Origin of the sequence: Mycobacterium sp. (genome assembly GCF_039583785.1) — a bacterium.
Lineage (GTDB): Bacteria > Actinomycetota > Actinomycetes > Mycobacteriales > Mycobacteriaceae > Mycobacterium.
Window position 1 is genome coordinate 25,221 of sequence record NZ_JAVKSG010000019.1, and the last position, 14,124, is coordinate 39,344.

At 67.0% G+C, this 14,124-nt stretch carries 14 protein-coding genes; 8 read left to right on the forward strand and 6 right to left on the reverse strand.

Annotated elements, in window-relative coordinates; genetic code table 11:
* Window positions 1-13: 13 nt before the first annotated feature.
* Window positions 14-1,843 (reverse strand): hypothetical protein, encoded by a 1,830-nt coding sequence (locus tag ABDV69_RS08760; protein WP_343573315.1) that lies wholly within the window; start codon window positions 1,841-1,843, stop codon window positions 14-16.
* On the opposite strand from ABDV69_RS08760, the gene ABDV69_RS08765 reads away from it, so the two are divergent.
* A complete protein-coding gene (locus ABDV69_RS08765) occupies window positions 1,809-2,753 on the forward strand; it encodes an NAD-dependent epimerase/dehydratase family protein (protein ID WP_343573317.1) in 945 nt (314 codons plus the stop codon). The genes ABDV69_RS08760 and ABDV69_RS08765 overlap by 35 nt on opposite strands.
* A gap of 7 nt (window positions 2,754-2,760) precedes the next feature.
* Here ABDV69_RS08765 and ABDV69_RS08770 read toward each other — a convergent pair whose 3' ends face one another.
* The 3 genes from ABDV69_RS08770 to ABDV69_RS08780 are packed head-to-tail and all read right to left on the reverse strand — an operon-like array spanning window position 2,761 to window position 5,070.
* Complete coding sequence (locus tag ABDV69_RS08770; protein WP_343573318.1) at window positions 2,761-3,096, reverse strand: DUF2304 domain-containing protein; 336 nt, start codon at window positions 3,094-3,096, stop codon at window positions 2,761-2,763.
* Window positions 3,093-3,785 (reverse strand): glycosyltransferase family 2 protein, encoded by a 693-nt coding sequence (locus tag ABDV69_RS08775; protein WP_343573319.1) that lies wholly within the window; start codon window positions 3,783-3,785, stop codon window positions 3,093-3,095. The genes ABDV69_RS08770 and ABDV69_RS08775 overlap by 4 nt, the downstream gene beginning before the upstream one ends.
* Before the next feature lie 25 nt (window positions 3,786-3,810).
* Window positions 3,811-5,070, reverse strand: coding sequence for a hypothetical protein (locus tag ABDV69_RS08780; protein ID WP_343573320.1), 1,260 nt, complete (start codon window positions 5,068-5,070; stop codon window positions 3,811-3,813).
* Window positions 5,071-5,263: 193 nt separating this feature from the next.
* On the opposite strand from ABDV69_RS08780, the gene ABDV69_RS08785 reads away from it, so the two are divergent.
* Complete coding sequence (locus ABDV69_RS08785) at window positions 5,264-6,226, forward strand: TerC/Alx family metal homeostasis membrane protein (protein ID WP_343573321.1); 963 nt, start codon at window positions 5,264-5,266, stop codon at window positions 6,224-6,226.
* Here the strand turns inward: ABDV69_RS08785 and ABDV69_RS08790 are convergent, their stop codons facing one another.
* Window positions 6,227-6,715, reverse strand: coding sequence for an inorganic diphosphatase (locus ABDV69_RS08790; protein WP_343573322.1), 489 nt, complete (start codon window positions 6,713-6,715; stop codon window positions 6,227-6,229). It abuts the gene before it with no gap.
* 119 nt (window positions 6,716-6,834) lie between these two features.
* Here ABDV69_RS08790 and dacB point away from each other — a divergent pair, with 119 nt between their 5' ends.
* The 6 genes from dacB (at window position 6,835) to ABDV69_RS08820 (ending at window position 12,722) form a co-directional block, all read left to right on the forward strand.
* A complete protein-coding gene (gene dacB / locus ABDV69_RS08795; protein WP_343573324.1) occupies window positions 6,835-8,229 on the forward strand; it encodes a D-alanyl-D-alanine carboxypeptidase/D-alanyl-D-alanine-endopeptidase in 1,395 nt (464 codons plus the stop codon).
* Window positions 8,226-9,269 carry a zinc-dependent metalloprotease gene (locus ABDV69_RS08800; protein ID WP_343573325.1) on the forward strand — a complete coding sequence of 348 codons (1,044 nt, stop codon included), beginning with the start codon at window positions 8,226-8,228 and terminating at the stop codon, window positions 9,267-9,269. The genes dacB and ABDV69_RS08800 overlap by 4 nt, the downstream gene beginning before the upstream one ends.
* Entirely contained in the window at window positions 9,248-10,210 is a 963-nt protein-coding gene (gene tilS / locus ABDV69_RS08805; protein ID WP_343573327.1) for a tRNA lysidine(34) synthetase TilS, read from the forward strand. Before ABDV69_RS08800 ends, tilS begins: the two co-directional genes overlap by 22 nt.
* An 11-nt stretch (window positions 10,211-10,221) precedes the next feature.
* Window positions 10,222-10,824 (forward strand): hypoxanthine phosphoribosyltransferase, encoded by a 603-nt coding sequence (gene hpt / locus ABDV69_RS08810; RefSeq protein ID WP_343573328.1) that lies wholly within the window; start codon window positions 10,222-10,224, stop codon window positions 10,822-10,824.
* 132 nt (window positions 10,825-10,956) lie between these two features.
* Window positions 10,957-11,967 (forward strand): phosphotransferase, encoded by a 1,011-nt coding sequence (locus tag ABDV69_RS08815; protein ID WP_343573329.1) that lies wholly within the window; start codon window positions 10,957-10,959, stop codon window positions 11,965-11,967.
* 2 nt (window positions 11,968-11,969) lie between these two features.
* Window positions 11,970-12,722, forward strand: coding sequence for an HAD family hydrolase (locus ABDV69_RS08820; protein WP_343573330.1), 753 nt, complete (start codon window positions 11,970-11,972; stop codon window positions 12,720-12,722).
* Window positions 12,723-12,991: 269 nt separating this feature from the next.
* On the opposite strand, the gene ABDV69_RS08825 is transcribed toward ABDV69_RS08820, so the two are convergent.
* Window positions 12,992-13,924 carry an alpha/beta hydrolase gene (locus tag ABDV69_RS08825; RefSeq protein ID WP_343573354.1) on the reverse strand — a complete coding sequence of 311 codons (933 nt, stop codon included), beginning with the start codon at window positions 13,922-13,924 and terminating at the stop codon, window positions 12,992-12,994.
* Window positions 13,925-14,124 lie beyond the last annotated feature (200 nt).

Here is a 14,124-nt window from a genome sequence, read left to right on the forward strand (position 1 = left end):
GCCGTCAGCCGCGTCAGCGCGGCAGCACGTATCCCACCGGTCCGGCCGCAATGCACACGCTCAATGCGGCAGTGTTGGCCTGCACCCGGATGGCGTTGCCCGCGCCGGGAAGTCGCACAAAGACCCGGTTGAGCCCGGGATGCACCGGCACCCGGGTGGTAGTCCCGTCGGACAGTGCCAGTGACATCGATCCGTCGCTGTTGGCCAGGTAGTTGATCTCGGTCGTCCAGTCCGTCGGCAGCAGTGGCCCGTCGAGCCCGATCTCGATCGGATGGTCGGGCTGCACCAGATACCCGCATTGCGGCACCGGGCCGGGTGCCATCGCGCGCACCCAGGTCACCTGCGCGTCGACCAGTCGACCCTTGCTATCCAATGTTCTCAATTGTGTTGTTGCCGAGCCAAATTCGGGGCGATCACGGAGCAGTGCGAACAGGTGGCCGGCCAGGTTCTCGGGCCAGGCCACCCGGCCCAGGACCAGCGGGTCGACCTCCTGGTCGAGCAGCGGCGCACTCGAGTGTGCATGCGCGGCAGCCAGGTCGCGGCGGGCGTTCATCACGTAGGGCTGAGCGGGGTTGTTTTGCCAGGACGTCAGGAACGTCGCCGTCGAGTACAGGCTGCTGGCCACGAACGCCGCCGCCAGCACGACCGTCACCGCCGTGCGCGCCGTAGACGTATCGAGCCACCGCGACGACGGACGGTTGGGTGCGCACAACGCGACCGCGGCCAGCAGGGCCAGCACCACCACGAGATCGGGCACATAGCGCAAGGTTTGGGCCAGCTCCAGTGCGGTGAAGCGTGACGAGCGCATCAGATAGATCGGCACCTGGCAGGCGACCACGTAACCGGCGGCGGTCAGCCATACCGGCACGATGCGCTGCTTGCGCAGCAGTGCGAGCGTCAGCACCGCGGCCAGTGCCACCCAGCCCAACGCCATCACCGACGCTGGCGGGGTCGCCCACGGCGAGGCCGGGGCCCACCGGCCCCACTCCCACGGTCCGCCGGCCAACCCCGGGACGATGCCGTGAGTGATGGAGCGGCGCAGCAGATGCCACGTCATCGACAGGTCCGAACTCCATCGGCGCTGGTTCACCACCGCCAGATACACCGCGATCCAGCCGGCGGTCAGCCCCAGCGACGCCGTCCACAACCGAAAGCCGCGACGCCACACCGTCACAAGCGGTGCGCGCTCGCCCTGCACGTGCCACAGCAGCGCGGTCACCGCGAATGCGACGAACGGAATCACCGCGGCCTTCTCGAAGAACAGCAGTCCACCGAGATACACCAGGGCGCCGGTGCGCGCATACCGCTGATTTCCGGTGCGAACCAGCATGATCGCGTCCGCGCAGACCCAGGCCAGCGCGGCCAGCATCGGCAGCGAGTTCAGTGCCGCCGCCCACCAGGCGAACCCCGGCACACCCAGCGGAGTGAACAGCGCAAAGGTCAGCGGCACCAACAGCACCGGCCGCCAGCCCAGGATCACCTGCAGTGCGCGCAACAGCGCCAGCCAGGCCAGCAGCTGCAACACCACCAGGCTGATGGCCGGTCCGATCCAATTCAGCGGCGCCAGCCGGGTGATGGCGCCGGCGACCAGGAATGCGGCTGGCATCACGTGACCGTCGTGATCGTCGAACAGGAACGATGGCGACAGCAGGGCCTGCGTGCCGGCCCGGCTGACCAGAATGAAATCGTCCCAGTAGAAGTAGCCCCGAAACGCCAGCACGCCGCGGATCACCAGCGCAGCGGCGACGAGCGCCGCAGCGGCCAACGCCACCTTCGGTAGCCGGCCGGCCCGTCGGTATGGTGAGCCGGTGCGCGCACTGGTCACCGGGGCTGCCGGGTTCATCGGGTCGACGCTAGTCGACCGGTTGCTCAGCGACGGCCACACCGTCGTCGGGCTGGACAACTATGCCTCCGGGCGGGCCACCAACCTCGAGCACTTGGTCGGCACCGCCGAGTTCGCCTTCGTCGAGGCCGACATCGTCACCGCCGATCTGCAGGCGATCTTCGGCGAACACCAGCCCGAGGTGGTGTTCCACCTGGCCGCTCAGATCGACGTGCGGCACTCGGTGGCCGACCCGCAATTCGACGCCTCGGTCAACGTGATCGGCACCGTGCGGATCGCCGACGCCGCGCGGCGGACCGGCGTGCGCAAGGTGGTGCACACCTCGTCCGGCGGTTCGATCTACGGAACGCCACCGACCTACCCGACCAGCGAAGCCGTGCCCACCGATCCGGCGTCGCCGTATGCCGCGGGCAAGGTCGCCGGCGAGATCTACCTCAACACGTTCCGGCACCTCTACGGGCTGGAGTGCTCGCACATCGCCCCGGCCAATGTCTATGGGCCGCGCCAAGATCCACATGGCGAGGCCGGCGTGGTCGCGATTTTCGCGCAGGCGCTGCTGTCGGGTAAACCGACCAAGGTATTCGGCGACGGGTCCAACACCCGCGACTACGTTTTCGTCGACGACGTGGTGGACGCTTTCGTCAAAGCCTCGGGTCCCGACGGTGGCGGTCAGCGTTTCAACATCGGCACCGGGCTGGAAACCTCTGACCGCCAACTGCATTCAGCGGTCGCGGTGGCCGTCGGCGCGCCCGACGACCCAGAGTTCCACCCGCCGCGGCTGGGTGACCTGAAGCGATCCTGCCTCGACATCGGTTTAGCCGAGCAGGTTCTGGGCTGGCGCCCGCACGTCCAGCTCGATCGGGGCGTCGCGCGCACGGTGGAGTATTTCCGGCAGGCGCACTCCCGCTAGTGGTGGGTCACTCCGGTGTTTGCGCACCGTCGAGGGCAATGGCGCGGGCCAGTCGCGCATAGCGCACTTCGAGGTCCTTGAACCGAAGGTAGGTACTTAGCGTGCTGAAGCTGAACGCGATGATCAACGCGTACAGCATCAGGTCGGTACCGCGGGCGACCCCGAGCCAATGTGCCACCACCGTGGTGTCGTTCGGGCGCAGCACCGCATACACCCCGGAGAACACGAACAGCACGAAACCGATCTTGACCCAAGCTTGGGACTGGGCGCTGCGACGGGAACGCACGAGGTAAATCACCAGCGCGAAGATCGAGGCGATCAGCAGACCCTGAATCCAGTTCATCGCGGCATCCTTCCTCGTAGAATCCCGTCGACAATGATATTGACGCCGTTGAGCAAAGGTTGGCCTTTTGCCGAGGAGTACTCGGTGTAGAGCACCTCGACGGGTTGTTCGGCCACCCGCCAACGGTTTTCGTCGATGAGCAGGATGAATTCTGCTGCGTGGCTCATCCCGTTCATGGTGATGTTCAGCCGATCGGCAACGGTCTTGTTGAAGACCCGCAAGCCGTTGTGGGTGTCGGTCAGGCCCAGTCGGCGGCCACGTGGGCTCAGCGTCGCCGCGGTCTGCAGCACAACGCGTTTCAGCAGCGGGGGCCGGCTGACGCCCGGGCCGAATCGGGTCCCGATGACGATGTCGGCGGACTCGGAGTGCAGGCGGTCGATCATCGCGAGGACATCGTTGACGCGGTGCTGACCGTCGGCGTCGAAGGTGGCGAAGATTCGGGCACCCGGCCGGCTGCGGGCGTATTCGACACCGGTCTGGATGGCCGCGCCCTGGCCGAGATTCACCGGGTGTCGCACCAGATGCGCCCCGGCGCGGCGCGCGATGTCGCCGGTGTCGTCGGCGCTGCCGTCGTCCACACACACCACCTGGGCGAACACCGAACGCAGCTGGCGAATCACATCGCCGATGACACCCGCTTCGTTGTAGGCGGGCACCACGATCCAGACGTCGCGCGTTTCACTGGGCATGTCAAGCCCACAAGGTACACGCAGATCAGCGGCCCGCACGCGCAAGCGCGAGCAGGTGTACCGCGATTCCGACCAGCGGACCGCACAGCAACGCGACCACGGTGCGGATCTGCAGCGGCAGCGGCAGCAGCAGCAGCAGCATCGCGGCGACCGTCGCGCACACCCAGCCCAGCGCATATGAGCGGTGCAGCGCGGCAGCGACGGTTGCGGCACCGGTCAGCGTCAGCATCGCGATCGTCAGCGCCGCGGCGGTCAGCCACGCCAGCAGGACACCCGACGCGTGATAGTCCGGCCCGAACCCGGCCCGGAGCAGCCACGGGCCGAGAAGTCCCGCAGCCAGCACGCCGACCGCGCCGATGGCGGCGACCAGGGCGGCGGGTGCAAGCAGGGCCCGCAGGCGTGCCGTGCGCTGGTCGACGAAGTGTGCGATCAGATTGCCCTGCATGGCGGTCAGCGGTACCAGCAGCGGTGCGCGGGTCAGCGTGACCGCCAGAATCACCACCCCGCCCTGCGCGCCGAGCTGGCTGGAGGTGACCTTCAGCAGCACCGGGAAGCCCATCACCAGAATTGCGCTCGCGCCGGCCGCGGTGATCGAGTGTGCCGCCCCGCGTAAAAACGTCGCGGTGCTGCCCGGTGTCAGCAGGCGCGCCGCCGCGCGAGTCGTCGGCGAAAGCCCGATCATGATCAGCCAGGCCAGCGCACCCGCGACGGTGGCCCACAGGAATCCGATCAAAGCCCAGCCGAGCACCACCGTGGCGGTCGCAACGGCCACCCGAATGACGGCGTCGGTGACCATCAACGCCCCGTACTGTGTCCAGCGGTTGGTGCCCGCCAACATGCCCAGCAACGTCGCGTGCAGGCAGAACCCCGCCAGCCCGACACTGAGCAGACCCACCGAAAGCCCGTGGGCGTGCGCGAAGACGCGGTCACTCCACAGCGGTGAGCCGGCGGCGATCAGCACGGCGGCGCCGATCCCCACCAGGGCCGCCACCCGCATCGGACGCGTGCGGGCACCCGGCAGCACCCCGGCGCACCCGGCGGCGCGAACCTCGCGGGTGGTCTCCTGCAGCAGCCCGTTGGCCGCCCCGGTGACCAGCCCAAACGCTCCCCAGAAGACCGCGAACACGGAGAAGCCGGCCGGTGCCAGGTCGCGGGCGGCCAGGTACACCACCGCATACCCGCACACCGCGGTCACCGCCGTCGCCGTACCGACTCGTGCCACGCTGCTGCGGGCGATCGGGCTGGCGAAGGCCCCGACGCCCGGGGTGGCGCCCACTTCGGTCACGGTTTGAAAATACTCACAGCCGTCGCCCACCGGAGCATGCCGCGACGACACCGACCTGACACACTGCTGGCGGAGGGGAGTATTCCTCACACCTCGGAGTCGTCATCACGTCGCCCACCATCGGGTGACCGGCCCGCGGGCCGCTGCGGCGGTGGAAGAGACCTCTGGTTGTCATCCGACCGGAGGTATCCCCATGCACGTCCACCCGCTGGAGTGGATCTGCACCCTCGTGATGGCCATTGCGGTGCTGTTGTTCGACGTGTTCGTGACGGCGCGCAGGGCGGGGGAACCGACCATGCGCCGATCGGCGCTGGGCTTGTCGGCCTACGTCGCGCTCGCCGTCTGCTTCGGGATCTGGACGGGGTTCTTTCACGGCCAGCAGTTCGCCATCCAGTTCTTTGCCGGCTGGCTCACCGAGTACAGCCTGTCGATCGACAACCTGTTCATCTTCGTCGTCATCATGGCGAGCTTCGGTGTGCCCCGGGTCTATCAGCGTGAGGCCCTGTTCATCGGCATCGTGATCGCGCTGGTCTTCCGCGGCATCTTTATTGCGTTGGGCGCGCTTGCAATTCAGCGATTCACCTGGGTGTTCTACATCTTCGGCGGGTTTCTGGTGCACACCGCGGCGAGACTGGCGCGCGGTGCCACCCACGACGCCGACACCGAGAACGCGCTGGTCCGGTTCGCCCGCAACCACATGAATGTCACGGACACCTGGCACGGGCGCGAGCTCGTCGTCAAAGCGGCGGCGGGGCGGTCGATCACCCCGATGGCATTGGTCGTCATCGCCCTGGGTGCCACCGACCTGCTCTTCGCGCTGGACTCCATTCCGGCGGTCTACGGCCTGACGTCGGAGCCGTATTTGGTGTTGGCCGCCAACGTCTTTGCGTTGATGGGTCTGCGTCAGATCTACTTCATCGTCGAGGGCCTGCTGCAGCGACTGGTCTATCTGTCCAAGGGCCTCGCGGTGATCCTGGTGTTCATCGGCGTCAAGTTGATACTTCATGCGCTGCACGACAACGATCTACCGTTCGTCAACGGCGGCAAGCACATCGAGGTGCCGGAGATACCGACACTGGTCAGTCTCGCGGTGATCGCGGTGACTCTCGTGGTCGCTGCGGTCGCGAGCATCTGGAGGACTCGCGAGTCGGGCTAGCTAGTGGCCTTCGGTTTTGAATCGCTCGATCGAGCGGTGCACCTCGGCCTCGGCGTCCTCGCGGCCCACCCAGTCGGCGGCCTTCACGAACTTGCCCGGCTCGAGCGCCTTGTACTGGGTGAAGAAGTGCTTGATCTCGTCCAGCTCATGCTGCGGAACGTCGCCGACGTCTTGGATGTGGTCCCAGCGGTGATCCTTGGCGGGCACGCAGAGCACCTTGTCGTCGCCGCCGTGCTCATCGGTCATCCGGAACATCGCGACCGGACGAGCCTTCACCAGCACGCCCGGGAAGACGGACTGCGGAAGCAGCACCAGCGCGTCCAGCGGGTCACCGTCCTCACCGAGGGTGTCGTCGATGAAGCCGTAGTCGGTCGGATAGGCCATCGACGTGTAAAGGTAGCGGTCCAGAAAAACCCGCCCGGTCTCGTGGTCGACCTCATATTTGTTGCGTTGACCCTTGGGGATCTCGACGGTTACGTCGAATTGCACCGGTTCGGCTCCTTCGCGAAGAGAAGAGAATTTGTCACTTGGTGTTGATCGTAGGACTCCCGCGCTACGTCCGTCCGCCGGGGTTTGGGCACAATGGGCGCAAAGAAGGCAGGAGAGTCATGCGTCCCACCAAGTGGCGAACGTCTACGCACCTGATCGTGGGAGTGGGCGTGCTGGCGATCGTCGCCGCCTTGGTGGCTGCGGCGGCGCTGCTCACTTCGGGCGGCCATGACGCCGGCGCGCACGTTCCGCCACCGCCTGCACCGGTCACGGCCAAGCCGGGTGTGGTGCCGGTGACAGCCGACGCCCCGGTGCCCAGCCCTGCCGCGCTGGCGGCGGCGCTGGCGCTGGTGGCGGCCGACCCTAACCTGGGCAAGCTGGGCGCACGCGTCACCGACGCGATGACCGGCGACGAACTCTGGCAGCAGTCCGATGACGTGCTGCTGCAGCCGGCGTCGACGAACAAGGCGCTGACCAGTGCCGCCGCGCTGCTGGCGCTGGACCGCAACGCGCGGGTCACCACCCGCGTGGTCGTCGCCAGTAAGCCGGCGGCCGCTGGAGTCATCGTGCTGGTCGGCGGTGGCGACCCGACGTTGTCGGGCGCGGCGCCCGGGCAGGACACCTGGTACCACGGCGCGCCCCGGCTCAGCGATCTCGCCGACCAGGTGCGGCGCAGCGGCGTCACGCCGACCGCCGTCGAGGTCAACACCTCGCTGTTCACCGGTCCCACCTTCGCGCCCGGCTGGGATCCGGCCGACATCGGCGGCGGCGACATCGCGCCGATCGAATCGGTGATGCTCGACGCCGGCCGCATCCAGCCGGCCACCGACGAGTCGCGACGGTCGCCGACGCCCGCCCTCGACGCGGGCCAAGCGCTGGCGGCCGCGCTGGGCGTCGACCAACAGCACGTGACCGTGACCAACCAGCCCGTCGACTCCGGCGCGCGACAACTGGCTGCGGTCCAGTCGGCTCCGCTGATCGACCGGCTCAACGAGATGATGAACCTCTCGGACAACGTGATGGCCGAATGCATCGCCCGCGAGGTCGCCGCGTCCATGCAGCAGCCGTTGAGCTTCACCGGTGCCGTCGCAGCGGTGACCGATCTGCTCAACACCGCACACGTCGACACCGGCAGCGCAATCCTGCGCGACTCCAGCGGGTTGTCCGTCGACGACCGCCTGACCGCGAAAACGCTCGACGCTGTGATGCAAGCGGCGGCCGGACCTGGGGAGCCCAAGCTGCGGCCGCTGTTGGACCTACTGCCGATCGCCGGTGGCAGCGGCACGTTGTCCGATCGCTTCATCGCCGGCACGCCCGCCGGGGCCGGGCCGGCCGGATGGTTGCGCGCCAAAACCGGTTCGCTGACCGCCGTCAACGCGTTAGCTGGTGTATTGACCGACCGCAGCGGACGCGTACTGACCTTCGCGCTGATCTCCAACGACGCTGGAATGTCCGGCCGGACGGCGATCGACGCGCTGGGCGTGGCCCTGTGGTCGTGCGGATGTGTGACGTGACCGCCGCAGCCGACGTCACCGTGGGGCGTGCGGTCGACTGGGGATTCGCGGCGACGGTCGGTCAGTGGCTGGCCCGGCCGGGTCCGCCGTCCACCGACTACACCCGTCGCCAGGTGATCGAAAACCTGGCTACCGCAGCCAAAGCCGCCGAGCCGCCGGTGCGTGACGTCACCGGTCTGCACACCGACGTCGCGCTGCCCGAGGCCCGCATCATCGACCGGCCGGAGTGGATTCGGGCCGCGGCCGAGTCGATGCGGGCGATGACGGGCGGAACCGACAAGCCGCGCGGCGCGATCAGCGGACGGATCACCGGCGCGCAGACCGGCGCGGTGCTGGCGTTCGTGTCGACGGGAATCCTCGGCCAGTACGACCCCTTCGCCGCCGGCGGGGCGCTATTGCTGGTCTACCCGAACGTCCTGTCGGTGGAACGCCAATTACGAGTAGAGCCGGCAGATTTCCGGTTGTGGGTCTGCCTGCATGAGGTGACCCACCGAGTGCAGTTCACCGCGAACCCGTGGCTGTCCGGCTACATGTCGCAGGCGCTCGGTGTGCTGACCACTGACGGCGCTGACGATGTGACGAGGGTGGTCGGGCGGTTGGCCGAATTCGCTCGCAGCCGAGGCGATTCGGCACGGTCAGACCCGAACTCGACGGGCATTCTCGGGCTGTTGCGTGCCGTGCAGTCCGAGCCGCAGCGCGAGGCGCTGGATCGACTGCTGGTGCTCGGCACGCTGTTGGAGGGCCACGCCGACCATGTGATGGATGCCGTCGGGCCCGTGGTGGTTCCGTCGGTGTCCACCATCCGGGCCCGCTTCGACGAGCGACGCAGCCGCGCGCAGCCGCCACTGCAACGGCTGCTGCGCGCCCTGCTGGGCATCGACGCCAAACTGAGCCAGTACACCCGGGGCAAGGCATTCGTCGACCACGTGGTGGACCGGGTCGGGATGACCCGGTTCAACACCGTCTGGACGAGTCCGGACACCCTGCCCCGGCCGATCGAAATCGAGCACCCGCAACGATGGATCGATCGGGTGCTGTAGCCGAACTCCGCGCAGCGGTGGCGGCGTTCGCGACGGAACATCTCGGCAACGCCGACGGTTGGTGTGTCGCGCTGTCGGGTGGCCCGGATTCGTTGGCGCTCACGGCAATTGCGGCATCGCTGCGGCCCACCAGCGCGTTGATCGTCGATCATGATCTGCAGCCCGGCTCGGCGGCTGTGGCCGCCACCGCGCGTCAACAGGCTCTGGATCTGGGATGCGTTGACGCGCAAGTGCTGTGCGTGCAGGTGGGCGCCGACGGTGGGCCGGAGGCCGCAGCGCGTAACGCCCGCTACCGTGCGCTGGCCGATGCTCGGCACGACCGGCCGGTGCTGTTGGCCCACACCCTCGACGATCAGGCGGAAACGGTGTTGCTCGGCCTGGGCCGCGGCTCGGGTGCCCGGTCGATCGCGGGCATGCAGCCCTACGACCCGCCCTGGTGTCGGCCGCTGCTGGGCATCAGACGCGAGACGACCCATGCCGCGTGCGCGGGGATGGGCCTGAGCGCCTGGGATGACCCGCACAACTCCGATCCGCGGTTCACCCGCAGCCGACTGCGCCACGAGGTGCTGCCGCTGCTCGAAGAGGTGCTCGGCGGGGGAGTGGCCGACGCGCTGGCGCGCACGGCGACCGCCCTTCGCGGCGATACCGGGCTGATCGATTCGCTTATCGACCAGGCTATGGGCGCCGCAGGAACCCCCGACGGGCTGGACATCGAGGTGTTGACGGCGCTGCCCGACCCGGTGCGCCGCGGTGTCATCCGGTGCTGGCTGCTTGCCAATGGCGCGATCGGGTTGACCGACAAGCAGATCCGCGGCGTCGATCGGCTGATCACCGCATGGCGCGGCCAGGGCGGCGTGGCGGTCGGGTCGACGTTGCGCAGTCAGCGGTTGGTCGCCGGCCGCAGCGGCCGGGTGCTGACGCTGCACCGGGAGCCGGTCTAGTTCCCGGTCCGATGGCATGGCACGCTGTGCTCGTGGCCGCGGAATCGCCGGAGCTGTATTCGGGGGACATCAAGTCGGTCCTGCTACGCGAAGACGAAATCCAGACCCGCATCGCCGAGCTCGGCGCTCAGATCGGTGCCGAGTACCGCGAACGGGCCGGCACCGACAGTCGCGACCTGCTGTTGATCACTGTTCTCAAGGGTGCGGTCATGTTCGTCACCGATCTGGCCCGCGCCATCCCGATACCGACGCAGTTCGAGTTCATGGCGGTCAGCTCATATGGCTCGTCGACCTCGTCGTCGGGCGTGGTGCGAATCCTCAAAGACCTCGACCGCGACATCAATGACCGCGACGTGCTGATCGTCGAGGACGTGGTCGACTCCGGGCTGACGCTGTCGTGGCTGCTGCGCAACCTGGCCAGCCGTCGTCCGCACTCGCTGCGGGTGTGCACGCTGCTTCGCAAACCCGACGCGCGGCGCGCCAACGCCGACATCGCCTATGTGGGCTTCGACATCCCCAACGAGTTCGTGGTGGGCTACGGCTTGGACTATGACGAGCGCTACCGCGACCTGCCCTACATTGGGACCCTGGACCCGCGGGTCTACCAGGACTGAACCGGTCCGGGCATCCTCGCATGCCTGCTTGCCTCGGCGTGCGCACCGCGCGCCCGGAATTTATCATCTGAACATCTTGCGTACGCGAGGCGAACAGCTCGGGGTCGATGCCCACCACGGCAGGGAGGCGTCGTGTTTGGCACATACGTCGGATACGTATCGGGCGACGACGGGATGTACGGATTCCTGTGCAGGATCTTCGGTGAACAGCTGGGCGTGTACGAACGGAACCCGGCGTTTCGCGCTTTTCGGCTGCGGGGTAGCAACGAGGTGTACGCATACGAGGAAAAGCGCAGCCGGGCACGGGTGATCTGCAAGTTCTACGGTCCCAGGTTCGGCTGGGACCGTGATCGTGCGGCACGGGCCGCCTATCGGGAGTTCGATGCGCTGCGGGGGTTGCGGAGCTACGACTTGGTGGGCTCACCGCACCACGTAGTGCGACCCCTGGGCGTCGACGTAAACCTCAACGGTGTGCTCGCCATCGAGTTCTACGGAGGCGAGCAATTCAGTACGGCGATCAAGAACTGCATCCGCGGCCACAACCACAGTCATCTGTACTGGCGGCTAAAGGCGCTGGCCTATTTTCTTGCCACTCAACATAACAGGACGGCCAATGGCGACCCGGTCAACTTCGACATCGACTGCCGGTACTTCAGCGATTTGGTCTACACGTTGAAGTGCCGCAACCGGATTGGTGCGTGGGACGCCGACGAACTGCTGTGGCTGCAGAGTTTATGGCGGGACAGGACGTCGATGTGGGGTGATCGGCAGGTGTGGCTGCATGGCGATGCGACCCCGGCCAATTTCCTGTTCGGTCAAGGCCTGGACGTGGCAGCGATCGACCTCGAGCGGGCCAGGTGGGGCGATCGGATGTTCGACGTCGGCCGGGTCACGGGCGAGATTCAGCATGCTTTTATGTCGGCGACCGGTCACCCGAACCGGGCCGAGCCGTTCATCGGTCACTTCCTGTGGGAGTACTGCTGCCATTTCCCCGACCGCGACGCGACATTCCGGTCCATCACGGCGCGGCTTCCCTATTACATGGCAATGAATCTTCTGCGGGTCGCCCGCAACGATTACGTCGGCGGCGACTACGGCAATAAGCTCGTTCGGCAGGCCAAGCGGCTGTTGCGGGCGTGTTGATCGTGGCCGCCACACTGACCGGAGTGATCGCCGTCGCGTTTGACGTCAATGGCACGCTCGTGCACATCCATACCGACGAGCACCGTGCGGACATTTTCCGGTCGATCGGGCACTTTCTGACCTACCAGGGCATCGATCTGCGGCGCCAACAGGTGCGCGACGAGTATTTCGATCGTCTCAGACGTCAGCAGCGGGAAAGCCCGCAGCAGTATCCGGAGTTCGATGCGGTGGCCATCTGGCGTTCGATCATCGACGATCACGGCAGCGACTACACCCGTGAGTTGCCGCCGGAACGACTCGCTCAACTTCCGCTGACGCTTGCGGAGTTTTACCGCGGAGTGTCACGCACCAGGCTCAAGCTGTATCCGCATGTGCGAGAGATGCTCGAACAGTTACGGCAACGGTTCCGCCTGGCGATCGTCACCGATGCCCAAACCGCCTATGCGCGAGCCGAACTGCACAAGGTGGGGCTGACTCACTACTTCGACACCATCGTCGTCTCTGGTGACCACGGCTTTCGCAAACCAGACCCGAGACTGTTCGAATACGCGTCGGAGGGATTGGGGGTGCGGCCCGCGCAGACCGTCTTTGTCGGCAACGACATGTACCGCGACATCTTCGGCGCCCGTCAGGTTGGCATGCGGACAATCATGTTCGACTCGGATCAGGGCACTAAGAGTTACGAAGACTGCGCGCCCGACCATCGCATCACCGACTACCGCGAGCTGCCGCAGATCCTGGGGATCGGTCAGTGACGGACACCAGTCCCTCCTGCGGTCGTCGGCGACGCCTGACAGGACGCGGAGGCGCCACGCCGGTGCCTGAGGTTAAATACGCCCGTCGACAATCACCCAGCGGTACTCGTTTCGCTGCGGCGCGCGCTGGGCGCTTCCACTGTCGTCCGCTGTCACGGGTCAGCCGGCCGTCATTCGCCGTCGATTGCGCATCCACAGGATCGACTGTGCGCCTATGGATTTGAGCGTGCACCCAGGGCGGGTCACATCGCCGAAGTCCAGCGATCGGTTCACAGGTCGGCGCCGGTCTCCAGGCTCGACAAGAAGTCGAGCAGCAGTTCGTTGACCTGCTCCGGCTTCTCCTGCTGCAGCCAGTGCCCGGCATCCTCGATCAGCACTTCGCGGTAGCGGCCCGTCACCACCTCAGGCGCGCGGTAGGGACGCATGAAGCTCAGCACCGGATCGGCGGTGCCACCGATGAACATGGCGGGCACGGCGATGGTGGTGGCCGGCGGGTCGGCCATCAGCTCCCAGTTGCGGTCGAGGTTGCGGTACCAGTTGAGACCCCCGGTGAAACCGGTGCGGGTGAACTCGGCGACGTAGTGATCGACCTCGCTTGCGGTGATCCAGTCGGGTAGGACGTCGGCCTCCGGTAGCCGGTCGATGAAGCCGGCCGGTCCGGGCTTGATCATTCGCAGCGCGGCCGCCGGATCGTCGGATCGGGTCAGCCCGTTCAGCATCCGGGTGATGGTCCGGCGCGGATCGCCACCGAGCTCGGCGTCGGCCACCCCGGGCTCCTGGAAATAGAGCATGTAGAAGAAGTTGTCGCCGAAGATGGCCCGGAATGCCTTGGTCGGGGGAATCTGCGAGCGCGGCACCGGGGGGACGCTCATGCCTACGACGGCCGCGACCCGGTCCGGGTGCAGCTGAGCCGAACTCCACACCACCGGGGAGCCCCAGTCGTGACCGATGAACACCGCTTTGTCGGCGCCGACGTCATCGAGCAGGCCGATCAAGTCGGCGGACAGGTCGGCAATGTTGTAGGCGGCGATGTCCGCGGGGCGGGTGGTTCGGCCGTAACCGCGCTGATCGGGGGCCAGCACGTGATACCCGGCGGCGGCCAAAGCCGGGATCTGGTGACGCCAGGAATAGGACGTTTCGGGAAACCCGTGCGCCAGCACGACGACGGGTGCGCCGGGAACGCCCGCTTCGACGGTATGCATTTTCACACCGTTGGTTTCGATGGTCCGTTCGGTGATCGGCTGGCTGTCAGACACAGGTTCACCAAAGCACACGCCCGCGCTGGCCCGGAAGGTGTCGGGAACTTCGATTCGTTGTTGGGACTGAGCCAATTTATGGCTCGGCCGCGCGGCCTCGGCTCTGGCCGGGCCGACGTTTCGTACGGGCGGTAGCCTGGACTATT

Coding starts and splice junctions, on each gene's coding strand:
- ABDV69_RS08760 (WP_343573315.1), bottom strand. CDS start 1,843: ATGAACCCGGCAGCCCCGGTGACCAGTGCGCGCACCGGCTCACCATAC.
- ABDV69_RS08770 (WP_343573318.1), bottom strand. CDS start 3,096: ATGAACTGGATTCAGGGTCTGCTGATCGCCTCGATCTTCGCGCTGGTG.
- ABDV69_RS08775 (WP_343573319.1), bottom strand. CDS start 3,785: ATGCCCAGTGAAACGCGCGACGTCTGGATCGTGGTGCCCGCCTACAAC.
- ABDV69_RS08785 (WP_343573321.1), top strand. CDS start 5,264: ATGCACGTCCACCCGCTGGAGTGGATCTGCACCCTCGTGATGGCCATT.
- dacB (WP_343573324.1), top strand. CDS start 6,835: ATGCGTCCCACCAAGTGGCGAACGTCTACGCACCTGATCGTGGGAGTG.
- tilS (WP_343573327.1), top strand. CDS start 9,248: ATGGATCGATCGGGTGCTGTAGCCGAACTCCGCGCAGCGGTGGCGGCG.
- hpt (WP_343573328.1), top strand. CDS start 10,222: ATGGCATGGCACGCTGTGCTCGTGGCCGCGGAATCGCCGGAGCTGTAT.
- ABDV69_RS08825 (WP_343573354.1), bottom strand. CDS start 13,924: ATGCATACCGTCGAAGCGGGCGTTCCCGGCGCACCCGTCGTCGTGCTG.